The following is a 25,839-nucleotide window of genomic DNA, read 5'->3' as shown; positions in this document are numbered from 1 at the left end:
GCCCCGCCAGGCAGTAACGGCGGCCCATGCAAACCTCCGCCGACCAAACCAGGCCCCGCTCGTTGTCCCGCGAGAACACCGGCCTGCTGCTCGGCCTGCTCGGCGTCGTCATCTTCGGCGGCACGCTGCCGGCGACGCGGGTCGCACTCGCAGCCTTCTCGCCATGGTTCGTCACCTTCGGCCGCGCCGCCGTGGCTTCCGCCGCCGCGGCCATCCTGCTTGCCGTCCTGCGCCGCCGTTTTCCACGCGAGGATCTGGGTGCGCTGCTGATGATCGGGCTGCTGCTGGTGTTCGGTTTTCCGGCCTTTTCCTCAATCGCGCTGCAGACCGTGCCGGCCGCCCATGGCGGCGTCGTGCTGGGCATCTTGCCGCTTGCGACAAGCATCTTCGCGGCGCTGATCGGCGGCGAACGCCCCTCGCCGCTGTTCTGGCTGTGCGGCGTTGCGGGAGCCGCGCTGGTGGTGGTGTTCGCGATGCGCGACGGCGGCATGACGCTGTCGTCGGGCGACCTCTGGCTGCTTGCAGCCGCCGCGTCCGCCAGCGTGGGTTATGTGATTTCCGGAAAGCTTTCCCGCCGCCTGCCGGGCTGGGAGGTGATCTGCTGGGCGCTGGTGGTGACCGCGCCGGTCAGTCTGGTCGGCACCGCCGCAAGCCTCGGCGACGGTTTCCTGCGCGCCGGCCCGGCGGAGATCGTCGCGTTTCTGTATCTCGGATTCGGGTCGATGTTTTTCGGCTTCTTCGCCTGGAATGTCGGCCTTGCCATGGGCGGTATTGCCCGAGTCAGCCAGGTCCAGTTGTTCCAGTCCTTCGTGACGCTGACCATCTCGGCCCTGCTGCTTGGCGAGCATGTCACTACCGAGACGGTTGTCTTCGCGTTGGCGGTTGTGGCCACTGTTGCGCTCGGCCGCGTGGCGCGGGTCGCGCGCTGATCTTCCAAAAGCGGAAGGGCCGGAAAACCGGCCCTTCCAAACCCATTCCCGATAACCCGCTTACTGGGCGGGAGCCGGTTCCGCAGGCGCCGGGGCAGGCTCGGCTGGAGCCATCTGCGTATCGCTGCCGGTGCCGGTCTGCGGCGCAGGTGTGATGCTCTGCGTGGTCGATTTGTCCGTTGCCGGCGGCGGGGTCGCCTCGGGCGTTGCAGGCTTCGTCTGCTCGGCAGGCGGTGGCGTGGTGCTCTGCGTCGTCGTAGTGTCGGCGCTGTCGCTGCACGCGGCCGCGGTCAACAGGGCAAGGGCAGCGATGGAGCCCATAATCAGTTTCTTCATAGCCTCTTCCTTCCTCTCTTGTCATACGCACGATGGTCGGACGGACAATGCCGAAGCAGCGGATACGTTTCTTCACGCTTGACGACAGCCGGCAACAATTCGCGAGGCAAAATGTCGCAGCGGCGGTTCAGCCGTCGATTGGTGCGTGCCTTAGAGGGTTTGCAGCAATTTTCGCTTTCAGGCCGCTTGCCGTTCGCAAAAGTGCACTTGTCTTCGGGCCACAGCGGTCCTAGAAAGGCCACCTTTCGTGACATTTCTTCCGCGCGGCTTCGGCCATCAGGGTCGATGCTTCGAAACACTTGAGAGGGTACTAGGGTCATGTGGATTAAGCTTACGCGAAACGATCTCGAGCCAGTTCTGGTCGATGCCGACCGTTTGACGCATATCGTTCCGAGGACGGGCGGCGGTTCGACCCTGTATTTCGCCGAGGACGGCGAGAAGAAGGCCGATGCCAAGCCGAAGGCACTGGCGGTGCGTGACACCGTTCCCGAAATCTACAATCTCCTGAAGGCGGCCGAGGGTACGCCCGCTGCCGGCTCGCGGGCACGCGCCGTGAAATAATCCATCCGGCATTTTCGAACGAATTGCTTCGCCCACGTGCTCCCAAGCGTGGGCGAAGTCGTTTCCGGCCCTGGCTTATCTGCAATGCGCCGGTGACCACCCCTCCGGTTTCCGCTATCTGTCGGGCGCAACCCGGACGGAGCGGCTCGTGAACGGCAGATGGGATTTCTGGATCGACCGCGGTGGCACCTTCACCGACGTCATAGGCCGTTCCCCTGACGGCACGCTGCACCCCGTAAAACTTCTTTCCGAGAATCCCGAAGCCTATCGCGACGCTGCCATCCAAGGCATCCGCGACCTGCTCGGCGTTGACCGTGATGCGGTGGTCCCATCCCACCTGATTGGCGAGATCAAGATGGGCACCACCGTCGCCACCAACGCGCTGCTGGAGCGCAAGGGCGATCGCGTCCTGCTGCTCATCACCAGGGGTTTTCGCGATGCCTTGCGCATCGCCTATCAGGCGCGACCCGACATTTTCGCCAAGGAGATTCTTCTCCCCGAACTGCTCTACGAGCGCGTCGTCGAGGTGAACGAGCGCGTGCGCGCCGACGGCTGCGTCGAGACACTGCTCGACCTGGCCGATGTCATTCCCGCCATCGAACGGGCCAAGGTCGACGGCATCGACGCCGTCGCCATCGTCTTCATGCACGCCTGGAAATATCCGGACCATGAACGCGCGGTCGCCGAACTCTGCCGCAAGAAGGGTTTTGGCCAGGTTTCCGCCAGCCACGAAGTCTCGCCGCTGGTGAAGCTCGTCGGCCGCGGCGACACGACGGTGGTCGACGCCTATCTGTCCCCGATCCTGTCGCGTTATGTGCAAAGGGTGGCGGAGGAGTTGGGTGCGGCGCCGAAACTGCCAATCTCCCCCCAAGCTGGAGAGATTGGCCAACCTTCATCCCCCCGCCTAATGTTCATGATGTCCTCCGGCGGCCTTACCGCGGCGGAAAAATTCCAGGGCAAGGACGCGATCCTCTCCGGCCCTGCGGGCGGCGTGGTCGGCATGGTGGAGACCGCCAGATCCGCGGGTTTCGGAAAAGTCATCGGCTTCGACATGGGCGGCACCTCCACCGACGTCGCCCATTACGACGGCGACTATGAGCGCGCCTTCGACACGGAGGTCGCGGGCGTACGAATCCGCGCGCCGATGATGCGCATCCACACGGTAGCCGCCGGCGGCGGCTCGATCCTGCACTACGAAGCAGGCCGTTTCCGCGCGGGCCCCGATTCGGCCGGCGCCAATCCCGGCCCCGCAAGCTACCGACGTGGCGGGCCACTGACTGTCACCGACGCCAACGTCATGCTGGGCAAGCTCCAGCCGGATTTCTTCCCGTCGATCTTCGGGCCGCACCAGGATCAGCCGCTCGACCGCGAGACGGTGAGCCGGCGCTTCGCGGCACTTGCGGATGAGATCGGCGACAGCCGTTCTCCCGAAGCGGTGGCGGAGGGCTTTGTCACCATCGCCGTCGAGAACATGGCCAACGCCATCAAGAAGATCTCCGTGCAGCGCGGCTACGACGTCACCGAATACCTGCTCAACTGTTTTGGCGGCGCCGGCGGCCAGCATGCCTGCCTGGTCGCCGACGCGCTCGGCATGGAAGCCGTGCTGATCCACCCCTTCTCCGGCCTGCTCTCGGCATACGGCATCGGCCTCGCCTCGGTCTTCGCCTCGCGCCAGCAGGGCGTGCTCGCGCCGCTGTCGGAAGCCTCGCGCAGTGCTATCGAAGCAACCATCGAGACGCTGAAAGCCGGCGTGCTGGCCGAACTTCTCGACCAGGGCATCGAGCCCGACGATGCCGCTTGCCGCGCGGTGCTGCACATCCGCTATGACGGCACCGACACCGCCCTGCCCGTCCCGTTCGAGGATGGATCGCTGGAGAACGCCAGGACCGAATTCGAGCGAGCCCACAAGGCGCAGTTCGGCTTCGTCTACGAGGCGAAGCCGATGATCGTCGAGGCCGTCGCCCTCGAGGGCTCCGAAAGCCGCGGCGTGGAGGCCAGCGAGGCAGAATCGGAATTGCAGGAAAACGACGCAAGCCCCTCGCAACGCAGGCAAATCTATGTCGACGGCGCATGGCGCGAGGCCGGCATCCATCGCCGCGAATCGCTGCTCCCCGGCAGCCGCGTCGCCGGCCCGGCGCTGATCGTCGAGCCGCACCAGACCATCGTTGTCGAACCGGGTTGGCGCGCGGAAATCACCACGAAAGACCACGTGTTGATGCGCCGCGCGGAAAAAAAGCAGCGCAGCAAGGCGATCGGCACCGAGGCCGATCCGGTCATGCTGGAAGTCTTCAACAATTTGTTCATGTCGATCGCCGAGCAGATGGGCGTGACGCTGCAGAACACCGCCTATTCGGTCAACATCAAGGAGCGCCTGGATTTCTCCTGCGCCGTCTTCGGCCACACCGGCGCGCTGGTCGCCAACGCCCCGCACATGCCGGTGCACCTCGGCTCGATGGACCGTTCGGTCGAGACGATCATCCGGCTGAACGAGGGCGACGTGCACCCCGGCGACGTCTTCGCCCTCAACGCGCCCTACAATGGCGGCACGCATCTGCCTGACATCACGGTGGTCACGCCGGTGTTCTCCCTCCCCCTTGAGGGGGAGATGCCCGCGAAGCGGGCAGAGGGGGTCGCTGCGGCCGCGCTCCGACCTGACTCTTCATCTGTACAAGAAGAAGCACCGAGCACTGCCGCAACGACCCCACCCGCCGCCTTCGGCGGCACCCTCCCCTCAAGGGGGAGGGAAGAACCCCGCATCCTTTTCTGGGTCGCCTCGCGCGGCCACCATGCCGACATCGGCGGCACCGCCCCCGGCTCGATGACCCCCCTCGCCACAACGGTGGACGAGGAAGGCGTTCTATTCGACAATTTCCGAATCGTCGAACGCGGAACGTTCCGCGAGACGGAACTTCACCGGCTGCTCACCGACCACCCCTACCCTGCCCGCAACCCGCACCAGAACATCGCCGACCTCAAGGCGCAGATCGCCGCCAACGAGAAGGGCGTGGCGGAATTGCGCAAGATGGTCGCGCATTTCGGGCTGGACGTGGTCGAGGCCTATATGGGCCATGTGCAGGACAACGCCGCCGAAAGCGTCCGCCGCGTGCTGGAGCGCCTGCCGGATTCATCCGAATACGAGTACCCCACCGACACCGGCCAGGTGATCAAGGTAAAAATCACCGTCGACCGCGAGAGGCGCGAAGCGACCGTCGACTTCACCGGCACCTCTCCTGTGATGAAGAACAATTTCAACGCGCCCGAACCGGTCGCCCGCGCAGCCGTGCTCTACGCCTTTCGCGTGATGGTCGAGGACAACATCCCGATGAACGCCGGCTGCCTCAGGCCGATCAACATCATCATCCCCGACGGCTCGATGCTGAAGCCCGCCTATCCGGCAGCGGTCGTGGCCGGAAATGTCGAGACCTCGCAGCATGTCACCAATGCGCTGTTCGGCGCCATGGGCGCGCTGGCCAACGCGCAAGGCACGATGAACAACCTCACTTTCGGCAACGACCGCTACCAATATTACGAGACGATCTGTTCCGGCTCGCCGGCCGGCCGCATGAATGACGGGCGCGGTTTTGCCGGCACGTCGGGCGTGCACGTCCACATGACCAATTCGCGCCTCACCGACCCTGAAGTGCTTGAACTGCGTTTCCCCGTGCTGCTGGAGGATTTCCACATCCGCGAAAACTCTGGCGGCAAGGGCGCCTTCCCCGCCGGCGACGGCACAAAACGCACCATCCGCTTCCTGGAGCGCATGGAATGCGCCATCCTGTCGTCGCACCGCAACCGCCCACCGCGCGGGCTCGACGGCGGCGGCGACGGCGAGGTGGGCCGCACGGAGGTCCGCCGCGCAGGTGGTGCGGTCGAGACGCTAAAGGCCTGCGACCAGACCATGCTGGAAGCCGGCGAGGCCGTCATCGTCACCACGCCGACGGCGGGCGGTTTGGCACGTGATAAGCTGCGCACCTATTCCAGATTGGTCTGAATCCATTTTGGCGACAGGTGAATGTCGAGCGTCTGCAGCCGTCCCGGCCCGAGATTGATGAAGCGATGCGGCAGCGCGGCCGGGCCGAGCACGACCTCGCCCGCCTCCGCATCGATCACCTGATCCCCGACAAAGAACCGCGCCCGGCCGTGCTGGATCACGAACACTTCATCATAGGGATGAACGTGCAACATCGGGCCGGTACCCGGCTCGTCATTGCCATAGGTCAATACGGTGACCTGGGTAGGCAGCGTTTCGCCATTGACGGAACCGCGATAGGGACCGTCGAGCGCGCTGTCGAAGAGCCGGGCCTTGGCGGGCGAGCGGCCGTCGGGAGCGACGGTTGCGGGATCAAAATCGCGTCTAGCCATTTGGGTCTCCAATTTGCCGCCTGAAGGATGAGCGAGACGACCGGCGGACGCAAGCCAGCGCGCGTGTCCTCCTGACAGCCGTCACACGCCCGTCATGCCAGCGTCACCCGTCCGTCACGGCATCGCGGTACCGGCTTGCGGAACATTTCCAACGGGATTCGCGCCACTCATGACCGAAACCTCCGCCGCCCCGCTTCTGCGCGGAAATGCCCGTCTCAAGCAGGCCGTCTACCAGCACAAGGCGCTGTCGAAGGCCGGCTTTTCCGAGCGGTTGTTCACGCTTCTGTTCTCCGGCCTCGTCTATCCGCAGATCTGGGAGGACCCGGCCGTCGACATGGAAGCCATGCAGCTCGGCGAGGGACACCGGGTCATCACCATCGCGTCGGGCGGCTGCAACGTGCTTGCCTATCTCACGAGTTCGCCGGGATCCATCGACGCCGTCGACCTGAATTCCGCGCATGTCGCGCTCAACCGCCTGAAACTCGCCGCGCTGAAACACCTTCCAAGCCAGCGCGACTTCTTCCGCTTCTTCGGCGAGGCCGGCAACCGCGAGAACAGTGAGGCCTACGACCGTTTCATCGCCCCCAACCTCGACGAGACATCGCGGCGCTACTGGGAAAAGCGCCGGCTGCGCGGCCGCCGGATCGGCGTGTTCGAGCGCGATTTCTACCGCACCGGCCTGCTCGGCTGGGCGATCGCCGCCGGTCACCTCGCCGCGCGCGCCCACGGCGTCGACCCCCGCAAGCTGGCAGAGGCCCGGAGCATCGACGAGCAGCGCCGTTTCTTCGACGAGCGGCTCGCGCCCGTCTTCAACAAGCCCGTGCTGCGCTGGGCAACGGCGCAGAAGGCGTCACTTTTCGGCCTCGGCATCCCGCCCGCGCAATACGATTCGCTGGTCACCTCGGGCGACGGCACCATGGCCAGCGTGCTCCGCGCCCGGCTGGAAAAGCTCGCCTGCGATTTTCCGCTCTCCGACAATTATTTCGCCTGGCAGGCTTTCGCCCGCCGCTATCCGCGCGAGGGCGAAGCGGCGCTGCCCGCCTATCTCACCCGCGAGAATTTCCCGAAAATCCGTGCCAATGCCGACCGCGTCACGGTGCATCACGCCAATATCGGCGAGATTCTAGGCGGCAAGCCGGCCATGTCGGTCGACCGCTACATCCTGCTCGATGCCCAGGACTGGATGACCGATGCGCAGTTGAACGCGCTGTGGAGCGAGATCACCCGCACCGCAGCACCCGGCGCGCGCGTCATCTTCCGCACGGCGGCGGAGCCCACCTTGCTGCCGGGCCGCGTATCGGATGTACTGCTCGATCAATGGCGCTATGAGGAAGAACAATCCCGAAATTATTCGGCGCGCGACCGCTCGGCGATCTATGGCGGCTTCCATCTCTACGTGCTGAAAGACCGATGAGCATCGCCGAGGGATCCGGCCGCCACGCGGCGCTGATGGACCAAAACTACCGGTTCCAGCGCCACGTCTACGACCTTACCCGCAAATATTACCTGCTCGGCCGCGACCCGATGATCGCCGGCCTCGGCGTGCCGGACGGCGGCTCGGTGCTGGAGCTAGGCTGTGGCACCGGCCGCAATTTGATTCTTGCCGGCCGCCGCTATCCCAAAGCAAAACTCTTCGGCCTCGACATATCAGCCGCCATGCTGGAGACCGCCGCCGCCAACCTCGCGAAGGAAGGCATTGCGGGCCGGACCACACTGGCGCGCGGCGACGCGACCTCCTTCGACGCCTCCGATCTGTTCGGCGAAGAAAAATTCGACCGCGTCTTCATCTCCTACGCACTGTCGATGATCCCCGGCTGGGAAGGCGCCGTCGCCGCCGCCCTGCGCGCGCTGTCGCCCGAAGGCTCGCTGCACATCGTCGATTTTGGCCAGCAGCAGCGCCTGCCCCGCTGGTTCCGCAGCGCCCTGCACGCCTGGCTGGCGAAATACCACGTCTCGCCCCGCGCCACGCTCGACGCGGAATTGTACCGGCAAGCGACCGAGCATGGCCGCCCCTTGCAGTTCGACCGACTCTATCGCGACTATGCGCATCTGGCCGTGGTGGGCGCGGCTTCCCCTCCTCCTTGAGGGGAGGGTCCGGCCGAAGGCCGGGGGAGGGTTAGGTCGGTGCTACTCCATCGCCTTCACCACCGCCGCCACCATCTTCTGCGGCCTGTAGCCCAGCTTGTCCGGCGTCAGCCCCATGCGCACCACCACCAGCTTGCGCGACGGGATGACGGTCACCGTCTGCCCGTCATGGCCGTTGATCCAGAAGGCGTCGTCCGGAATGCCGAACGCGGCGTCTTCCGCGCGCGTGCCTCTCGGTCCGCGCAGCCAGAGCTGCCCGCGCCCATAGGCGCCCGACGAGGCCGGCGCCGGCTGCCGCATCCATGCCCCGAATCCCTCCGGCAGGATCGCCTCGCCTTTCCAAACGCCGTCCTGAAGCAGGAACTGGCCGAAGCGCGCCCAGTCGCGCGCCGTGGCGTAGAGGTAGGACGAGCCGACAAAGGTGCCCGAGGCATCGGTTTCCAGCACCGCGCTGTCCATGCCGAGCGGGCCGAACAGTTTTGCATGCGGCCACACCAAGGCTTTCTCGCCGTCGCCAAGCGCATGCTGCCACACCCGCGACAGGAGCATGGTGGTGCCGCTTGAGTAGCTGAACGTGCTGCCGACCGGATGCGCCAGCGGCTTTGCCGCCGCGAACGCGGCCATGTCCGGCTCGAGGAACAGCATGCGCGTCACATCGGTGACGTCGCCATAATCCTCGTTGAATTCCAGCCCGCTCGACATCGCCATCAGGTCGGCCACCGAAATGCCAGCGCGGCCGTCGGTGCGCCAGTCGCCAAACAGCCTCTTGTCGTCGACGGTCATCTTGCCGTCCTTGACCAGCGTGCCGATGATCGCGGCGTTCACCGTCTTGGTCATCGACCAGCCGATCAGCGGCGTCGCCGCCGAAAACCCGTCGCCGTAGCGCTCGGCGACGATGCGGCCGTCCTGGACAACAACCATCGCCCGCATGCCCGGCCCGGCCATCGCCGGATCCTCCAGCACGGCGGCGATTTCCGGATCCTGCGACGCCGCGACGCCGTCGCCGTCGGGCCATAGCCCGGAGACGGGCACCGCCCGCGCCGTCGGAGCCGGCGGCACCTGTTCCAGCGAATCGGCCGAAACCCCTTCCGGCAGCACGGTGCAGCCCAACCCATCACGCGCCACGGCCGTCCGCTCGCCGAGGAAACCGAACAGGCCGGCGCTCACCGCCTTGCGGTCGCGGTCGACGCTCACCCGCATGATCTTCAGCAGCGGATGTCCCGGCGCCTGCACGTCGTCGGCCAGCACCTGCCCGGCGTCGCGCCCGGCCAGGAACACATTGGAGCAGACGATCTTCGCGCTGTAGCCCGCGCCAACGCGAATCAGTTCCGGCGGCGCGACATACAGCCAGCCGACCAGTGCCGCCACGGCGACGACCAGAAAAATGGCCAGCCCCTTCACCAACCGCCGTATAAGCCGCATGCCTTGCCCTCGTCCGTCCTTCAAATTGCCGGAATTCGTCCCGCAGTTCGGTATCGATGTCGAGCAGGATCAACCGAATATCAACCATGTTCGGCGATGACGGTCAGGAAACGCTCACCGTAGGCAACGGTGTCGGCCAACCGGAACGGGGGAATGGATGCGCCGGCTGGCTGCTCTTTCTTCGAAGATCACAGGGCTTCACCGCCCCAGCCGCCCCTCATCCGCCTGCGCGCGGCGAGAACTCAAATCCCTGACTGCCGCCAGCCTCATCCTCTCCTCCCTGCTCGCCGCCTGCAGCACCAGCGGCGACATGGGCCTCGACTCCTCCGCTTCCGCCCTGCCCCCGGCCGGCGCCAAGGCGACAGCCAATGTCTCGGTGCTCAACCCGCGCTTCGGCGATAGCGACCCGCACGAGTGGACGGCGCGCACGCCGTTCTCCTACGCCGTGCACGGCACCGACGTGTCGAAATACCAGACCTCGATCGACTGGCCGAAGGCCCGCGACGCCGGCATCTCATTCGCCTTCATCAAGGCGACCGAGGGCGGCGACCGCGTCGACGACAAATTCGCCGAGCACTGGCGCAACGCCAGGGCGGTCGGCATCCCGCGCGGCGCCTATCATTTCTATTATTTCTGCCGCACCGCCGCCGAACAGGCGCGCTGGTACATCGACAACGTGCCGAAGGAGCGCGGTGCTCTTCCCCCCGTGCTCGACATGGAATGGAACCCGCAATCGCCCACCTGCAAGCTGCGCCCCGACGCGGCGACGGTCCGCAGCGAGATGCGCATTTTTCTGCAAATGGTCGAAAAGCACTACGGCAAGAAGCCGATCATATACACCTCGATCGATTTCTTCGACGACAACCTGTTGGCGGGCTTCACCGACTACCCCTACTGGCTGCGGTCGGTCGCCGACCATCCCAGCGACCGCTACGGTGCGCATCCCTTCACCTTCTGGCAATACACCGGAACCGGCACCGTGCCCGGCATCAAGGGCAATGCCGACATCAATGTCTTCAACGGCAGCCAGGCGACGTGGCGCAAATGGGTAGCCGCAAATACGCATTGAGCGGCGTGCCCGCCTCCCCCGGTATTCGTGCAAATTCGCGCCGTCCAAAACGCTGAAATTTAACGAAGCCGCGCTATCTCGCTCCTTTTCGTCACCACCCCAAAGGACGAGCCATGTCGGTCATCAATGGCAACACCAGCTTCACCCTCGACGGCGTGAACGACTTCACCATCGGCGGCGACGTCTACGCCTGGAAGGACGGCACGCTCGGCCTGGTCGACGTCTATTCCGCCGACATCGGCAGCACCTATACCGCCACCGTCAACCTCAGCGGCAAGTGGAGCATGAGCACCTTGCGCTTCAGCAGCGAGGCCAACATCCGCGTCGTCGTGAACGACGCCGCCTCGCCGGTCGCCGCACGGCATATCGAGACGCTGATCCTCAACGGCAATGACGGTGGCAGCAAGGTCACGCTCACCCAGACCAGCATCGACCTGATCCAGGGTGGCCGCGCGGCCGACGCCATCACCACCGGCTCCGGTGCAATCACCACCATCGACACCCGCGACGGCAACGACGTCATCAAGACCGGCAGCGGCTCGGTCGGCTCCATCCTGGCCGGCAGCGGCAACGACACGCTGACCACCGGAGCCGGCACGGTCGGCATCATCAGCATGGGCGAAGGCAATGACACGGTGACCCTCGGCTCCGGCAGCGTCGACAGCCTCGCCACCGGCGGCGGCAACGACACCGTCACCGCCAGCACCGGGTATCTCGGAATCCTCGACACCAACGCCGGCGACGACACGGTCAATGTCGGCAATGCCAATGCCGAACTGGTTCGTCTCGGCGACGGCAACAACACGCTCACGCTCGGCAACGGCGTGCTCAATGCCGTCGTCGCTTTCGATGGCAACGACAAGGTCACCGTGACAGACACGGGGTTCCTCGGCAGCGTGTCGCTCGCCTCCGGCGACAACACGGTGAAAACCGGTGCCGGCTATGTCGAATCGATCGTCACCCGCGAGGGAACCGACAATGTGACGATCGGCGCGGGCGGCGCCGGCTCCGTCAATCTCGGCAACGGGGCGAACACCATCGCCGCCGCCGGCTTCGTCGACATGATCTTGACCTATGCCGGCAACGACACCGTCACCCTCGGCTCGGCGGGTGCCGGCGCCGTCAATGTCGGCGCTGGCGACAATCTCGTCACCACGGGAAAAGGCTGGGTCGGCTCGATCGTCGGCTACAGCGGCGCCGACCAGGTCAATCTCGGCAGCGGCGGCGCCGGTTCGGTCCGCCTCTCCGACGGCAATGACAGCCTGTCGCTCTCGATGCTGGATTTCACCGGCGACACGGTGATGGCCAATGGCGGCAACGGCATCGACGCCGTAAGCTTCTCCAAATTCACCTCCGGCGTCGTCATTTCGCTGGCAAGTTCGGCGCAGGCTGACACCGGCAAGGGCATCTTCATCCTCACCGGCTTCGAGAATTTGACGGGCGGCGCCGGTGCCGACCTGCTCACCGGCAACAGCGCGGCCAACATCATCGACGGCGGCAAGGGCAACGACACCATCCGCGGCTATGCCGGTAACGACACGCTGACCGGCTATGCCGGCATCGATACTTTCGTTTTCAACACCGCGCTCAATGCCACGACCAATGTCGACACGATCACCGACTTCAATCCGGTCGCCGACCACATCCACCTCGACGACGCAATCTTCACCACGCTGACCGCCGGCGCGCTGCCTGCCTCAGCCTTCAAGGACATGGATACCGCCTCGATCGACGCTGACGACCGCATCATCTACAAGCCCAGCACCGGCGCCCTGTACTACGACGCCGACGGTTCGGGCACCGCCTTCGCCCCGGTCAGATTCGCCAACATCGCCAACCACGCAATCCTGACGGCGGCTGACTTTGTCGTGATATGACCGCCGCTTATGGCTGGCCACCGGAAGTCGCGCTTGCCGTGCCGCCCGCTTTTCGCCATGAGACTTGTGCAGGGAACGCGACGTTCTCCTCCCAGACCCAGGATGCGCCCGGAATGCGAATTGCCGTAGCTGCCCTTGTTTTCGCCACCCTCGCCGCGGCCACCGCCGCGAGCGCGCAGACGCAGGCGCCCGCCGAGCCCGCGCCGGCCGCCGCACCCGAATGCGGCATCGACTTCGAGACCTGGCGCAGGCAGGTCGCCGACGAGGCGCGCGCGGGCGGCGTCGGCGAGGCCGGGCTGGCCGCACTTGCCGCAGCCGACGTCGACACGCGCGTGCTCGCCCGCGACCGCGCGCAGGGCGTCTTCAGCCAGACCTTCATCGAATTCTCGTCGCGCATGATCTCAGACTACCGGCTGAAGCAGGGCGCGGCCAATCTGAAGAAATACGCCGACACCTTCGCCCGCGCCGAGCAGGAATATGGCGTGCCCGGCCCGGTCATTGCGGCCTTCTGGGCGCTGGAGACCGATTTCGGTGCCGTGCAAGGCGATTTCAACACGCTGAACGCCGTCGTCACGCTGGCGTACGACTGCCGCCGGCCGGAACTCTTCCGCCCGCAACTGATACCGCTGCTCACCCTCATCGACCGCGGCATCGTGCCGGCAGACGTTCAGGGCGCCTGGGCCGGCGAGATCGGCCAGACGCAGATCCTGCCCACCGACTATCTTTTGCGCGGTATAGACGGCGACGGCGACGGCAAGGTGGACCTGCGCGGCAGCGCGCCGGACGTGATCATGACCACCGCCAACAAGATCCAGCATCGTGGCTGGAAGGCCGGCCAGCCCTGGCTGGTCGAGATCCGCGTGCCCGACGACATGCCGTGGGACCAGACCGGCCGCACCAACAAGCTGCCGGTGGCGCAATGGACCGAGTGGGGCGTCACCAACCGCGACGGCTCGCCGCTGCTCGACCACGGGCTGACCGCCGGCGTCGTGCTGCCGATGGGCCGCAAGGGCCCAGCCTTCCTGAGCTACGACAATTACGACATTTATCTCCAGTGGAATCAGTCGGCCACCTACACGCTGACCGCCGCCGTGCTCGCCACCCGCCTCGCTGGCGCCCCGCCCTACGACAAGCGCAATCCCGAGCCCGGCCTCGTTGGTGACGCAATGAAGCAGCTCCAGCAGAAACTTGCCGACAAGGGCTACGACGTCGGCGGTATAGACGGCATCCTTGGCGTCAACACCCGCGAGGCCGTGCGCCAGGAACAGATGAAACTCGGCCTCCCCGTCGACGGATGGCCGACGCCGGCGCTGCTGGGTATGATGTAATGGAGGGTGCACGCAGCGGCCCGCCGCCTGAGTGCTTGCCTCAACAGCGTCGATAATAGGCCGGACATGCCGATGGACGTGGTGGCCGCGCTTTCGGGACTGTTCGCCACCGCTTTTTTTGCGGCCACGCTACTGCCGGTGCAGTCGGAGACCGTGCTGGTTGGTCTGCAACTGGCGGGCTATCATTTGGAACCGTTAGTCATTGTGGCCAGCATCGGCAACACGCTGGGCGCTGTGGTGAACTGGGCGCTCGGACGTGGCGTCGAGCACTATCGCGATCGGCGCTGGTTTCCGGTCTCCCCCGCCGCGCTTGGTCGCACAACAAGCTGGTACAGGCGGTGGGGGCGCTGGAGCCTGTTGCTTTCCTGGGCGCCGCTTGGCGGCGACGCACTCACCGTGGCTGCGGGCGTCCTCCGGGAGCCGTTCTGGAGTTTTCTGATCCTGGTCGCGATCGCGAAGACCGGCCGTTACATCGTCCTCGCGGCCATCACGGCGGGTTTCATCGGATGATGTCGCCGGCTTGTGGCCACGACGCGACATGACACAGCTCATCTGACATGGGGCAGGCAGTGTCCACGTTTACTCCGCCGCCATCGTCTCCAGGCTCGCAAACCCCTCCGGCTTGTCGCCCTCGTCGAACGGCGTCGTCACCTCCACGAACGTGTCGGGATAAAACCCGTTGAAGCGAGTCCTCAGCGACAGCGAATAGGCACCGATGTGGCCGATCTCGATCCAGTCGCCGGTGTCGATCGTCTCCGGCAGCCAGAAGGGGCGTGACAGGATATCGACGGAATCGCAGGTCGCACCGCACACCTTGAACGGCACGATGGTCTTCTCGTCGCCGTTGCGCGAACGGATCGCCGGGTCGGGGATGAAGCGGGCGGGAAGCGTCAGCTTGCCGGTCCAGCTGTCCGACAGCGACGCCCAGATGCCATCGTTGATGTAGAGCCGCCTGCCCTTGCGCAGCAGCACCCGCACGATCAGCGAGAAGGCCCGCGCCACGATAACCCGCCCCGGCTCGGCCACCAGCGGCATCCCGTCGAAGTTCCAGGCGGTGATGTCGGCCGAGAGCCGCGACATCAACTGCCCCAGCGCGGGCATGGGCGGCTTTTTCGACGTCGGGTCGGCGCCATATTCGGCCGGAAAGCCGCCGCCGATATCCAGCCCGGCCAGCGGAAAGCCGACCCGGTTGCGCACCCAGTCGGCCGAGGCCAGCGCCCGGTCGTAGGTATCGGGATCCTCGATCTGGCTGCCGACATGGAAGCAGATGCCGACCTTGTAGCCGGTCTTGTCCAGCCGCTGCGCCAGTTCGACCGCATAGGCCGGTCCTGCCCCAAACTTCTTCGACAATTCGTAGGCGGCGGAACCCTTCGTCTGAATGCGCACGAACACGGTGATCTGGCCGGGATCGATGTCGAGCGCGCGCACCACCCGCGTCAGTTTTGTGATCTCGTCCTCGTGGTCGACCGAGATCACCCTTATGCCGTATTTCTCCAGCGCCAGCCTGATGTCGGACTGCGCCTTCACCGGGTGCATGTAGAGCATCTCGGCGTCGGCCGAGACCGCGCGCACCGCCGCGAACTCGCCGGGCGAGGCGACGTCGAACGCCGTCACCCCGGCCTCCACCAGCGTTTTCAGCACAAGCTGCTCGCCATTGGTCTTCACCGCGTAGGCGGTCTTGCCGGGAAACATGCTCATGAACTGCCGTGCATCCGCCTTCAGCACCTCGGGGCGGAAGCAGTAGACCGGGTCGTCCGGGCGCATCGCCAGCGCCGCGTCCTTGGCATTGTCGAATCTCTGCATGGCGGCTCCTCGAGTGGCCGCCAACCGATAGCCTGTTTCGGCCTCCGGTTGAACGATCTTTGCATAGTCTGGCCGCAACGTTGAGAGGCCGGCAAGGCTCCCTTCGTCCGGCAGGAACGCACTCGTTCCGCGGCGATCGGCAGCATCCGGCCGGCATCGATCGAAAACAGTTCTTACGCCCTGGATCAGCTCGGCAGGCGAAATGGACGCATGATCCCGGCCGAAAAAGCCTCCGAATCAAGCCCGAAACGGACTTTCCCCCGCGCCGTCCGCATAGAGAACTTAAATCCTTGATTCTTTGCGACTTCAGGCGCGTCTGGAACAGCATGTCGGGAAACGGGTGGCAGGCCGCCGCAGGCCGGTTTAAGCCGCATCATCGGGAGATGAAAAATGCCATCGGATCAGGTACATGCACCATCGACAGCGATGTCCGCACGAAGCTGGGCGATGCTCATCCTGCTCGGCATCATCTGGGGCGGTTCGTTTTTCTTTGCCCGCATCGCCGTCTCCGAACTCCAGCCGCTGACACTGGTGCTGTTCCGGGTTGCCATTGCCGCGCTAGCTCTCCAGATCTACCTCGCGGCGACGGGCGTCTCGTTCCGCGCCGCCCTGCCCTACGCGCCCGGCCTGGTCCTGCTCGCCATACTCAACAACGTCATTCCCTTTTCGCTGATCTTTGCCGGCCAGACGCAACTCGGCGCCGGCCTAGCCTCGGTCCTCAACGCCACCACGCCGTTCTGGACGGTGCTGCTCGCCAGCCAACTGACGACAGACGAAAAACTCTCCTGGAACAAGGTGTTGGGCATATTGCTCGGTATCGCCGGCACGGCGGTGATGATCGGCCCCGGCCTGTTTTCCGGTCTCGGCGCACCGATATGGGCTAAACTTGCGCTGATCGGCGCATCGCTCTCCTATGCCTTCGCCCTGATGGTCGCCAAGCGTCTCAAAAACATCCCGCCCGCAGTCGTCGCCACCGCCCAACTGACGGCTTCGACCGCCGTCATGATCCCCATCGTATTGATCCTGAACGGCTCCGACGGTCTGTTCGCGTTCAGCGCCCCGGTCTGGGCGGCGGTGCTGTCGCTGGCGCTTCTCTCCACCGCCTTCGCCTACCTGCTCTATTTCCGCCTGGTCGCCGAAGCGGGCGCCACCAACGCCTCCCTGGTGACCCTGATCGTGCCGGCCAGCGCGGTCCTGCTCGGCGTGCTGTTCCTCGGCGAAAGGCTGGAGCCGATCGAGATGCTGGGCATGGTCATCATCGCGCTCGGACTGGTGACGATCGACGGCAGGCTGCTTGACAATGTTAGCAGGGCGCTCGGGCCGAAACGCTCGCCATAATTTTACCGGCCGATATTGTAAAATCTTTTCAACGGCTAACGACCCGGAACGCCAAGGGTTTTCCATAATTCCGCCGCAATGCAGCATGGTTTCCGCTTGTCTGCGGCCCAAACTCCCCTAGACTCTGCCCTTGTGCTCTACTCATGGAGGCATCGTATGGGACTTGCACGGCCAATCAACGCATTGATGATTTGTGCTGCGTTCGCATTTATCGGCGCCCTGATAATGGGGGTTCTTCCTTGACCTTATGAGCCTGGGGGGTATCGGACGCGCTCTGGTACCGAAAACGACAAAGGCCCGCCGTCCGTCGGCGGGCCTTTTGTTTTGGCTGAAGCTTGCCGGTCAGGCCGCGGCCGATCCGGGAATTTCAATGGCTTGCGGAGCTTCCTGCGCCCGGAGCCCGATCATGTGGCAGATGGCGAAGGCCAGGTCAGCGCGGTTCATCGTGTAGAAATGGAATTCCTCGACGCCACGCTCCATCAGGTCCATCACCTGTTCCGCGGCAACGGCGGACGCCACCAGCGCGTGCGTCTGCGGATCATTGTCGAGCCCTTCGAACCGCTCCGCCAGCCACGCCGGCACATGGGTGCCGGCCTTCGCGGAAAAGTTCGCCACCTGCCGGAAACTATGGACAGGCTGGATACCCGGCACGATCGGAATGTAGATGCCGGCGCGCCGCACCCGCTCGACATAGCGTTCATAAAGGTCGTTGTCGAAGAAGAACTGGGTGATCGCGCGTGTCGCGCCATTGTCGACCTTGCGCTTCAGCATCTCGATGTCGGTCGCGAAGTCAGGGCTTTGCGGATGCTTTTCCGGGTAGGCGGCAACCGAAATGTCGAAATCGGCGATCGATTTCAGCCCCGCGACCAGGTCGGCGCCGTTCTGGTAGCCGCCCGGATGCGGACGATACACGCCGCCGACGCCAGTCGCCGGATCGCCGCGCAGCGCCACGAACCGCTCGATGCCTATGCCCTGGTACTCGCGCACCACCGCGTCGACCTCCTCCCTGGTCGCGCCGACGCAGGTGAGGTGCGCGGCCGCCGGAATGCCGGTCTCAGTCAGGATGCGCTTTACCGTGCGAGCCGTGCGCTCGCGGGTCGAACCGCCGGCGCCATAGGTCACCGACACGAATTTAGGCCCGAGCGGCGCCAGACGGGTGACCGTCTGCCACAGCCGCTGCTCCATCTCGTCGGTCTTGGGCGGGAAGAACTCGAAGGAGACACGCACGCGGCCGCCGATGTCGGGGCGGCGCGAGAAACGGAACTGGTTCATCAGACGGCTTCCCTCTGCAGCGCGGGTTGGTCGGCGATCAGCACGCGGCGGTCGCGGCCGAACCAGAGTTTGACGGTCAGTGTCGCGCGACCCGCGGAGCGCGGCTGGAACGCCTTGGTGGCTTCGACGTCCAGGCCGGCTTCCGAGAACCATTCGGCGATCTGCTGGTCGGAGAAGCCGAGCCTGAGATGCGCGTGCTCGTCGCGCAGGAACTCCAGCGCATGCGGCGCGAAGTCGACGATGACCAGCCGTCCCGACGGCCTGAGCAGCCGCGCCGCCTCGCGGATCGCGGCACCCGGCTCGTCGAGATAGTGCAAAACCTGATGCATGGTGATGAGATCAAAACTGTCGCGCTCGACCGGCGGCGCGAACAGGTCGCCCTGCCGCACCTGCGCATGCGAAACCCCTGCCCTGTCGAGATTGGCGCGAGCCACCGCCAGCATCTCGCGCGACAGGTCGATGCCGACGCCGCGCCTATAGAGCGGGGCGAACAGTTCGAGCAGCCGGCCGGTGCCGGTGCCGAGGTCGAGCATGGACTGGAACGGCCGCTTGCCGACCAGCGCCAGCAGTGCGGCCTCCACCGCCTGGTCCGGTGCATGCAAGGTGCGCAACTGGTCCCAGGAGGCGGCATTGCGGTCGAAATAGGCGCTCGCCTTCTCCTGCCGCCGATGCTTGACCGCTTGCAGCCGTTCGAGGTCTCGGTCGACCAGCGCATCGCGCTCATGAACTCGCGACACGATCCCGGCGACGAACTCGCGAACATCCTCGTCATCGGAGATGCGGAAGAAAGCCCAGGAGCCTTCCTGGTAGCGCTCCACCAGCCCGGCTTCCATCAACAGCTTGAGATGGCGGGAGACGCGCGGCTGCGACTGATTGAGAATCTCCGTAATGTCGGAAACGGTCAGGTCGCCCCGCGAGATGAGCGCCAAGATGCGCAATCGGCTGGATTCGGCGGCCGCCTTCAATATATCAACCATCAGGTCCAAGGTTATGCGCATGGCCATCTCAACTATCAGAAAGACATAAACATATCTTTATGTGAAGAATCTGAAGGCTGCAACCCTTATGTCGTTCGGGGACAAGAAAATGCCGCTTGCCGGTGACCGGGAGAGACCCATGTTCGAGATGCGCGGCGGCGAGATCGCTCTGTCAGACGACCCGGCCGCCCACCCGGGAGACGCACATCTCGTCTTCATCGGCACGGTACGCTCGTCCTGGGTGAAGCGTGACGACTGCCCGAAGAACATGCGCGAGGCGCGCGAGCGCGGCGAGCCGGCCAGCGTCGAGATCGCGCCCGCCTTCCGGCTGGGATTGCAAGGCTTGTCCAACGCAAGCCATGTCGTCCTGCTCACCTGGCTGCATCACGCGCCGCGGAATCTGATTGTGCAGAAACCGCGGCATGCCGCTGATTCGAAAGGCGTCTTCGCCCTGCGCTCGCCGGCGCGGCCGAACCCGGTGGGACTGCATGTCGCCCGGCTGCTGGATGTCGACGTCGCAACCGGCGTGCTCAGGCTGGAAGCCATCGACGTGCTGGACGGCACGCCGGTCGTCGACGTGAAACCCTATTTCGCATCAAGCGATGCCGTGCCCGAGGCGACCTATGCCAGGAGCCAGCCGGCAGCCGATACGGACACGGACTGATGTCGACCAACCGCCAGCGGGCGATTGCCAAGGCGCTGACGGCGCTGCTGCCGCTGGCGCCCTATGCGGACGCCGAGAAGATCAGGACGGATGCCGGCGCAAGGCATTTGAAGACCTTGCCGCCGACGGTCGCGGTCTGGCTGGCGACCGTGGCGCATGTCCGCCACGCGCACACGGACTACGAGGCTCTGCTGGAGGATGATTACGACCGCGACTCCGCCCGTTTCTTCGTCATCGACCAGATCAATGCCGCCCTGACACGCTGGCGCGCGACGAGGCTGCTCGATCCGGACGATCCCGACGCTGGGTGACCCTCGCGCCGGACATACGGATTCCTTTTCCTGGCCCGATGGGCTAATTCTTGGGCGGGCACGGGATTTCGAATGGCGCGCGCAGTTGGCAAGACCGCGAAGGCGGCTGATGGAGGAGCGAGGATTTCGCTTTGGCGGCGGCTGCGCGAGCGTCTCTCGCTGCCTGGCCTCGAAGCGTGGTCCACCAGCATCCGCAGCGTCTTTCTCAATGCGCTGTTCCTCGTCGCCATCGTAGTCGTCGTCCCGGTGCTCGTCAGCCAGTTCTGGCGCGACGAGGTGATCATAGAACCGATCGCGGTTCCCGAGGCCTTGGTCGAACAAGGGCTGACCGCCGATGTCGCAGCCAGCCGTGTGTGGGACGGCCTTCAGGACACGATCGCCCAGGCCCATACATCGAAGGAAAGCATCATCTCGCTGCCGGATTCGCGGCGGGTCGAATTCTCGTTTCCGGATTCGGGTTTTTCCATCGAGTCGCTGGTTTTCCACCTGCGCCGGCTGGTGAACGCCTATGAAACGCGGGTTGCCGGCGAGTTCGTCTGTTCGAACGCTGCCTGCGACCGGTCGGGCATGCGCCTGCGCCTGCGTGTCATCCGTTCCGGCGTCGAATTGATCGACCTGCCGCCGATCGGAAACCAGTCGGAGCGCGAGTATTTCGCCGAGGCCGGATCGCGTGTCCTGTCGATCCTCGATCCCTTCGTGGCCCTGGCCGCGCTGTCGCAGACCCAGCCGGTGAAGGCCACGACGCTCGCCCGCCAGCTGATCCGTTCGCACCACAAGGACGCACGCTGGGCGCATAATCTGGTTGGGTTGATCCGTATCGACCAGGGCGAGACGCCAGCGGCCATCGATGAATTCCTCGCCGCGCTCGCCCTCGATCCAGCCTTCGCCCAGGCCCGCGCCAATCTGGGCAGCGCGCTTCTGAGGCAAGGCGATCTCGTCGGCGCCGAGGCGGAATTCGCCAAGGTGCTTGCCGCGAAAGGCGACGACGTCTGGGCTTTGCAAGGCATGGCCAACCTGGCCCTTGCCAGAAACGAGCCGCAGCAGGCGATCGACAATTTGCTGAAGGCCGCGGACGCGGATCCCGTCAATCCCCTCTATTTCGCCAAGGCCGGCAAGATCGAACTGGACCGGGGCAACAAGGCCGACGGCCAGAAACTGCTGATGCGTTCGCTCGAACTCGATCCCGGCTATCTGCCTGCCTTCGCTTTCCTCGCTGCCATGCAACTGGCAGACGGCGACAACGAGGCGGCCGAGAAGATCTATCGCGACGCGGCGGACTATGCCCCCGACGACGCGGACGCACAGGCCTCGCATGGGCGGATGCTTGCGATCCTGCACAAATGGCCGGAAGCCGCTGCTCGCTACGAACGGGCGACGGCACTCGAGCCTGCCAATGCCGCCTATTGGCTGGAATACGCCCGCTGCCTGACCAGCATGGGCAAGCCCGAGGCCGCACTTACTGCGCTCCCGAAAGCACTGGCGCTTGCGCCGGACGACGCCAGCATCTTCCTTGCCATGGCCAACGCCTATCGCGACACCGACCGCAAGGCGGAAGCGGTTGCGGCGTATCGGAAATTCCTGGAACTCGACAAGGACGATTCGCCGATGCGTCCGGTGGCGGAGCGTTTTATCGAGATCCTGTCCGAATAGGTTTCCCGGCGGCGAGAGCCGGTTCGCGTTCTGGAAGCGACGACGAATCGGGCGAGTTCAGGCCTTGCCGTCCTGAAACCGCAGCCCGTCGACGATCAGGCCGAGCAGGCGTTTGCCGCGCGCGGCCGAATCCTCGCGGTAGAGGCTCGCGGAAATGGTTGCCGCCACCGCCATCAGCACGTCCTCCGGATCGATGCCGCGACGCACCGCGCCGGCATTGGCCGCCGCGTCGAGCAGCGCCGACAGCGCGCCGGCCGCCTCCACCCGTGACTGCGAAAACACCTCGGCGTCCGAATTCAGCGCCGACTTCATGGCGTCGGCAAAGCCGTATTTTACCGCCATCAGCGCCGCATAGTGTTCAAGCCAGGTGGTAAGCGCCTGCAGCGGCGGCAGTTTCTCGGCCAGCACGCCGGCCTCGGCCTTCAGGCGCGCCACCTCGTTGCGATAGAGCCCGGCAAGCAGCGCGTCGCGGTTCGGAAAATGCCGGTAGAGCGTACCGATGCCCACCCCGGCGCGCTCCGCGACGGCGGCAAGCGACAGTTCTCCGCGCTTCTCGGCGACCAGCGCCGTGGTCGCATCCAGCAGTTTTTCGCGGTTTCGCGTCGCATCGGCGCGGGGCGGCTTTCGCTTTTCGGGCGATTTCAAAAAACTTCTCCCTGGACCTCTGGTAAAACGGAGGAGGCTCCGTATATTTCCGAAACGGAGGTCACTCCGCTTATCTATGGCCGCCCGCGTCGGCGGGCAAGAGGCTGCTATTTGCCCCAAGGGGCAGGAAGGCAATACGATCATGGCAAACAAGGTTTGGTTCATCACCGGATCGTCCAAAGGTTTTGGCAAGGTGTGGGCGGAAGCCGCGCTGGCGCGCGGCGATTCCGTCGCCGCCACCGCGCGCGATCCCCGGACGCTCTCCGATCTGGTCGAAAAATACGGCGACCGCGTCGCCGCGCTGAAACTCGACGTCACAGACAAGGCCGAGGTCACGGCGGCCGTCGCAGAGGCACACAAAAAATTCGGACGGCTCGACGTCGTCATCAACAATGCCGGCTACGGCCAGTTCGGCGCCATCGAGGAGATCAGCGAGGAAGAAGCGCGCGCCCAGATGGAGACGAATGTATTCGGCGCTTTGTGGGTGACGCAGGCGGCACTGCCGATCATGCGTGCCCAGAAATCCGGCCACATCATCCAGATTTCCTCGATCGGCGGGGTCAACGCCTTCCCCAATATCGGCCTGTATCACGCTTCCAAATGGGCGCTCGAAGGTTTCAGCCAGGCGCTCTCCCTCGAAGTTGCCGATATGGGCATCCATGTGACGCTGGTTGAACCGTCCGGCTTCGCCACCGACTGGAGCGGCCCTTCGGCCAAACGCGCCACGCCCAATCCTGTCTACGAGTCCGCCCGCGCCCGCATGGCCGAGCGCCGCGGAAATGTCGTCCCGGGCGATCCGGAAGCCACCGGCACAGCCATGCTGGCGCTGGTCGACGCGGCCGAACCGCCGCTCCGCGTCTTCTTCGGCGATGTCGGTCTGCCGATGATCAAGCAGGAATACGCCAGCCGCCTCGCACTGTGGGAGAAGTGGGATTTCATCGCCGACATGGCGCAGGGCGAGAAGAAGAACCGCAAGGCCTGAGGCACTGCCCGGCCTGTCGATCAGGCGGGCCGGTAGATCCACTGCTCCGGGACGCGGACGGAGACCTCCTCGTCCATCGTTAGCGTCCCGGGCTTCTCCACCCAGGCGACGAGGCCGCGCAGGCGCTTCGCCGCCTTGGGAAACAGCAGCGAACCGGCATCCTCGTCGGCCATGCCGGCGCGCAGGGCAACCTGTCTGCCGGCATAGCGGCACGGGCCGTTCTGCGCGTCGATCTTGATGGTCACGCCGCCCTTGAAGAACAGCAGCGTGCCGGATGGCAGCATCGACAGGTGCGGGACGCCGTCGAGCAGGATGTTGGCGCCGATCCATTCCGGCCGGATTTCGGGCAGTTCCATCCGCCTGGCGACCAGCGCCAGTTCGTCCGGCGCCACGATCGACAGTTGCCGCTCGTTGCGGATTTCCGTGCCGCGCGGATACCACGGCTCGCGGCTGCCGGAGCGACGCGTGCCGCCTGCGTGGAAATCGCCTGGGATGCCGTCGAAGCCGAGCGGCAGCGAATCGACCACCGCGGTCTCGAAATGGTCCGTCGCAGCGAGATAGAGCCCGGCGATGCGGCCGGAAATCTTCTTTGCCGGGACGATGTCGAACGTCGCCTCGCGGGCGGGCGGGACCGGCAGGTCGAGCATGGGCACTCCTTCGCTGTGGCGCAAATCTGCCTATGGCAGAAGGTGCCGTCCAGCCAAAAAGCCTGATCGGTCAATCAAGGCATCTAATAGGGTGCGTCCTTCGAGGCTCGCCCACGGACGATTACCCTAATCATCAGCGTTTTGCGGGCTCGCACCTCAGGATGAGGACCGGCGTGGCTGCAACGCCAATCGTCTTTGTCAGCCTCTGCAACAGCAACGGTTGGCGTTACAGCACAACAGTCCTCATCCTGAGGTGCGAGCCCGCAAAGCCATTGCAAATATGAGACAATCGTCGGCGGGCGAGCCTCGAAGGACGCACCTGCAAAGCCTGTTCACATCATCCGGAGCAGCGCGCCGCCGATAGAGTAACCCGCGCCGAAGGCGCAGAGCAGGCCCCAGTCGCCTTCGACCATGTCCTCATGGTTCTCCTTCAGCGCGATCACGGCGCCGGCGGCCGCCGTGTTGCCGAGGCGGTCGAGCACCATCGGCGCGCGGTCGCGGCCGACATCGTGGCCGAAGGACAGTTTGAGAATCATGGCGTTCATGCGGGCATTGGCCTGGTGAAGCCAGAAGCGTCTGATGTCGTCGGGCGTCAGCCCGTGCTCGGCCAGGAATTCAACGATGAAGCGGTGGCCGGCGACGGTGACTTCCTTGAACACCTTGTTGCCAACCTGCTTGATCAGATTGCCTTCCGTCGGGACGGCCGAAGTGTCCTCCAGCCCGTCGCGCAAAAGGAAGCCGAAATTGGTGCGGATGTTGTTGGAGAACTGCGTCCAGCCGCGCGTGTCGATCACCTCGAAGCGGCCCGGCCGAGGCTCGTCGCCCATGCGCTCGACGATCATCGCCGTGGAGGCGTCGCCAAAGATGAAATGCGTCTGCCGGTCGCGGAAATTCAGATGCCCGGTGATGATTTCGGGCGTGACCACCAACACGCGGCGCTGCGCCCCTGCCCGCACCAGATTGGCGGCGACGTGAAGGCCGGCGGCGGCCGAGGAGCAGCCGAGGCCCATGTCGAAGCCGGCGCCCGGCGCGCCGATCGCCTGCTGGATCTCGATGGCGATCGCCGGATAGGGCCGCTGGTGGTGCGAGGCCGCGCAGATGACGAGGTCGATGTCGGCGCCGGTCAGCCCGGCATGATCCAGCGCCCGCAGGGCGGACCCGACGCCGAACTCGGCCATGACCGACATCTCGTCGTCGCCGCGCGGCGCGATGCGGGGCGCCATGCGCTCCGGGTCGAGGATGCCGTCCAGCGTATGCACATGGCGGGTCTTCACGCCGGATGCGTAGACGATGAAGTCCTCCGCCGATGTCGAAAGCGCCGGCTCGCCGGTGCCCTGGCGCCGCGCATTCTCGGCGTCGACATAGGTGTTGAAGCTTGCGACCAGTTGCTCGTTGGTTATTGAGGCCTCGGGGATCAGAACCCCGATCCCGCTGATCATGACGCGATGCATTCTTATCAGGACTTCCGTGGCTTCCGCGCGATCAGCTTCCGCGCCGGTCCGGTTCGCCCGTTCCGGCGCGGCAAATATTGCGCCGCACCCGTTTACGCCGAATTAAGCGCCGCGCAAAGCCTGTCCCCGC

23 protein-coding genes are annotated in these 25,839 nt (G+C 65.2%); 14 read left to right on the top strand and 9 right to left on the bottom strand.

Translation table 11 applies throughout. The annotated features are described in order from the left end of the window. The first annotated feature begins 26 nt into the window (after positions 1-26). Positions 27-929 carry a DMT family transporter gene (locus ACSBOB_RS14320; RefSeq protein WP_442583057.1) on the top strand — a complete coding sequence of 301 codons (903 nt, stop codon included), beginning with the start codon at positions 27-29 and terminating at the stop codon, positions 927-929. Between the two features lie 60 nt (positions 930-989). On the opposite strand, the gene ACSBOB_RS14315 is transcribed toward ACSBOB_RS14320, so the two are convergent. After that, positions 990-1,265 (bottom strand): hypothetical protein, encoded by a 276-nt coding sequence (locus ACSBOB_RS14315; protein ID WP_442583056.1) that lies wholly within the window; start codon positions 1,263-1,265, stop codon positions 990-992. Positions 1,266-1,583: 318 nt separating this feature from the next. Between ACSBOB_RS14315 and ACSBOB_RS14310 the strand changes: the two genes are divergently transcribed. Next, a complete protein-coding gene (locus ACSBOB_RS14310) occupies positions 1,584-1,826 on the top strand; it encodes a hypothetical protein (protein WP_442583055.1) in 243 nt (80 codons plus the stop codon). A 148-nt stretch (positions 1,827-1,974) separates the two neighbouring features. Next, a complete protein-coding gene (locus tag ACSBOB_RS14305; RefSeq protein ID WP_442583054.1) occupies positions 1,975-5,817 on the top strand; it encodes a hydantoinase B/oxoprolinase family protein in 3,843 nt (1,280 codons plus the stop codon). On the opposite strand, the gene ACSBOB_RS14300 is transcribed toward ACSBOB_RS14305, so the two are convergent. Beyond that, the gene (locus ACSBOB_RS14300; protein WP_442583053.1) at positions 5,799-6,188 is read right to left on the bottom strand and encodes a cupin domain-containing protein; all 390 of its coding nucleotides are present in this window, start codon (positions 6,186-6,188) and stop codon (positions 5,799-5,801) included. The two genes, ACSBOB_RS14305 and ACSBOB_RS14300, sit on opposite strands and share 19 nt — an antisense overlap. Positions 6,189-6,357: 169 nt before the next feature. Here ACSBOB_RS14300 and ACSBOB_RS14295 point away from each other — a divergent pair, with 169 nt between their 5' ends. Both ACSBOB_RS14295 and ACSBOB_RS14290 read left to right on the top strand, forming a co-directional pair. Next, complete coding sequence (locus tag ACSBOB_RS14295) at positions 6,358-7,602, top strand: DUF3419 family protein (RefSeq protein ID WP_442583052.1); 1,245 nt, start codon at positions 6,358-6,360, stop codon at positions 7,600-7,602. Beyond that, positions 7,599-8,273 carry a class I SAM-dependent methyltransferase gene (locus tag ACSBOB_RS14290; protein WP_442583051.1) on the top strand — a complete coding sequence of 225 codons (675 nt, stop codon included), beginning with the start codon at positions 7,599-7,601 and terminating at the stop codon, positions 8,271-8,273. Before ACSBOB_RS14295 ends, ACSBOB_RS14290 begins: the two co-directional genes overlap by 4 nt. A 42-nt stretch (positions 8,274-8,315) precedes the next feature. On the opposite strand, the gene ACSBOB_RS14285 is transcribed toward ACSBOB_RS14290, so the two are convergent. Next, positions 8,316-9,695 (bottom strand): serine hydrolase domain-containing protein, encoded by a 1,380-nt coding sequence (locus ACSBOB_RS14285; protein WP_442583050.1) that lies wholly within the window; start codon positions 9,693-9,695, stop codon positions 8,316-8,318. A 310-nt stretch (positions 9,696-10,005) separates the two neighbouring features. On the opposite strand from ACSBOB_RS14285, the gene ACSBOB_RS14280 reads away from it, so the two are divergent. From ACSBOB_RS14280 to ACSBOB_RS14265, 4 genes are all read left to right on the top strand, one after another. Then, positions 10,006-10,764: a glycoside hydrolase family 25 protein gene (locus tag ACSBOB_RS14280; protein WP_442583730.1), complete on the top strand. Its 759-nt coding sequence runs from the start codon at positions 10,006-10,008 to the stop codon at positions 10,762-10,764. Between the two features lie 113 nt (positions 10,765-10,877). Beyond that, entirely contained in the window at positions 10,878-12,641 is a 1,764-nt protein-coding gene (locus ACSBOB_RS14275) for a hypothetical protein (protein ID WP_442583049.1), read from the top strand. A 113-nt stretch (positions 12,642-12,754) separates the two neighbouring features. After that, positions 12,755-13,969: a lytic murein transglycosylase gene (locus tag ACSBOB_RS14270; protein WP_442583048.1), complete on the top strand. Its 1,215-nt coding sequence runs from the start codon at positions 12,755-12,757 to the stop codon at positions 13,967-13,969. 72 nt (positions 13,970-14,041) lie between these two features. Beyond that, positions 14,042-14,479, top strand: coding sequence for a YqaA family protein (locus tag ACSBOB_RS14265; RefSeq protein ID WP_442583047.1), 438 nt, complete (start codon positions 14,042-14,044; stop codon positions 14,477-14,479). 69 nt (positions 14,480-14,548) lie between these two features. On the opposite strand, the gene ACSBOB_RS14260 is transcribed toward ACSBOB_RS14265, so the two are convergent. Then, positions 14,549-15,772, bottom strand: a complete 1,224-nt coding sequence (locus ACSBOB_RS14260; RefSeq protein ID WP_442583046.1) for an alanine racemase — start codon at positions 15,770-15,772, stop codon at positions 14,549-14,551. A gap of 390 nt (positions 15,773-16,162) precedes the next feature. Between ACSBOB_RS14260 and ACSBOB_RS14255 the strand changes: the two genes are divergently transcribed. Then, positions 16,163-17,110, top strand: a complete 948-nt coding sequence (locus ACSBOB_RS14255; protein WP_442583045.1) for a DMT family transporter — start codon at positions 16,163-16,165, stop codon at positions 17,108-17,110. A 342-nt stretch (positions 17,111-17,452) separates the two neighbouring features. Here the strand turns inward: ACSBOB_RS14255 and metF are convergent, their stop codons facing one another. Both metF and ACSBOB_RS14245 read right to left on the bottom strand, forming a co-directional pair. After that, a complete protein-coding gene (gene metF, locus ACSBOB_RS14250) occupies positions 17,453-18,382 on the bottom strand; it encodes a methylenetetrahydrofolate reductase [NAD(P)H] (RefSeq protein WP_442583044.1) in 930 nt (309 codons plus the stop codon). Beyond that, positions 18,382-19,380 (bottom strand): ArsR/SmtB family transcription factor, encoded by a 999-nt coding sequence (locus ACSBOB_RS14245; protein ID WP_442583043.1) that lies wholly within the window; start codon positions 19,378-19,380, stop codon positions 18,382-18,384. Before ACSBOB_RS14245 ends, metF begins: the two co-directional genes overlap by 1 nt. A gap of 118 nt (positions 19,381-19,498) precedes the next feature. Between ACSBOB_RS14245 and tsaA the strand changes: the two genes are divergently transcribed. The 3 genes from tsaA (at position 19,499) to ACSBOB_RS14230 (ending at position 21,984) form a co-directional block, all read left to right on the top strand. Then, positions 19,499-20,023, top strand: a complete 525-nt coding sequence (gene tsaA / locus ACSBOB_RS14240) for a tRNA (N6-threonylcarbamoyladenosine(37)-N6)-methyltransferase TrmO (protein WP_442583042.1) — start codon at positions 19,499-19,501, stop codon at positions 20,021-20,023. Next, positions 20,023-20,334 carry a DUF2293 domain-containing protein gene (locus ACSBOB_RS14235; RefSeq protein WP_442583041.1) on the top strand — a complete coding sequence of 104 codons (312 nt, stop codon included), beginning with the start codon at positions 20,023-20,025 and terminating at the stop codon, positions 20,332-20,334. Before tsaA ends, ACSBOB_RS14235 begins: the two co-directional genes overlap by 1 nt. A gap of 72 nt (positions 20,335-20,406) precedes the next feature. Beyond that, positions 20,407-21,984: a tetratricopeptide repeat protein gene (locus ACSBOB_RS14230; protein ID WP_442583040.1), complete on the top strand. Its 1,578-nt coding sequence runs from the start codon at positions 20,407-20,409 to the stop codon at positions 21,982-21,984. Between the two features lie 57 nt (positions 21,985-22,041). On the opposite strand, the gene ACSBOB_RS14225 is transcribed toward ACSBOB_RS14230, so the two are convergent. Next, positions 22,042-22,629: a TetR/AcrR family transcriptional regulator gene (locus ACSBOB_RS14225; RefSeq protein WP_442583039.1), complete on the bottom strand. Its 588-nt coding sequence runs from the start codon at positions 22,627-22,629 to the stop codon at positions 22,042-22,044. Between the two features lie 142 nt (positions 22,630-22,771). Here ACSBOB_RS14225 and ACSBOB_RS14220 point away from each other — a divergent pair, with 142 nt between their 5' ends. Continuing rightward, positions 22,772-23,611 (top strand): SDR family oxidoreductase, encoded by an 840-nt coding sequence (locus ACSBOB_RS14220; RefSeq protein WP_442583038.1) that lies wholly within the window; start codon positions 22,772-22,774, stop codon positions 23,609-23,611. Positions 23,612-23,631: 20 nt separating this feature from the next. On the opposite strand, the gene ACSBOB_RS14215 is transcribed toward ACSBOB_RS14220, so the two are convergent. Both ACSBOB_RS14215 and ACSBOB_RS14210 read right to left on the bottom strand, forming a co-directional pair. Then, positions 23,632-24,258, bottom strand: a complete 627-nt coding sequence (locus ACSBOB_RS14215) for an MOSC domain-containing protein (protein WP_442583037.1) — start codon at positions 24,256-24,258, stop codon at positions 23,632-23,634. Between the two features lie 332 nt (positions 24,259-24,590). Beyond that, on the bottom strand, positions 24,591-25,709 hold the full coding sequence (locus tag ACSBOB_RS14210) for a beta-ketoacyl-ACP synthase III (RefSeq protein WP_442583036.1): 1,119 nt from the start codon (positions 25,707-25,709) through the stop codon (positions 24,591-24,593). Positions 25,710-25,839: the final 130 nt, after the last annotated feature.

Origin of the sequence: Mesorhizobium sp. KACC 23794, from assembly GCF_052180275.1 — a bacterium.
Taxonomy (GTDB): Bacteria; Pseudomonadota; Alphaproteobacteria; order Rhizobiales; family Rhizobiaceae; genus Kumtagia.
Note: the sequence above shows the minus strand (reverse complement) of the source record. Positions and strands in the feature narration are given on the sequence as shown.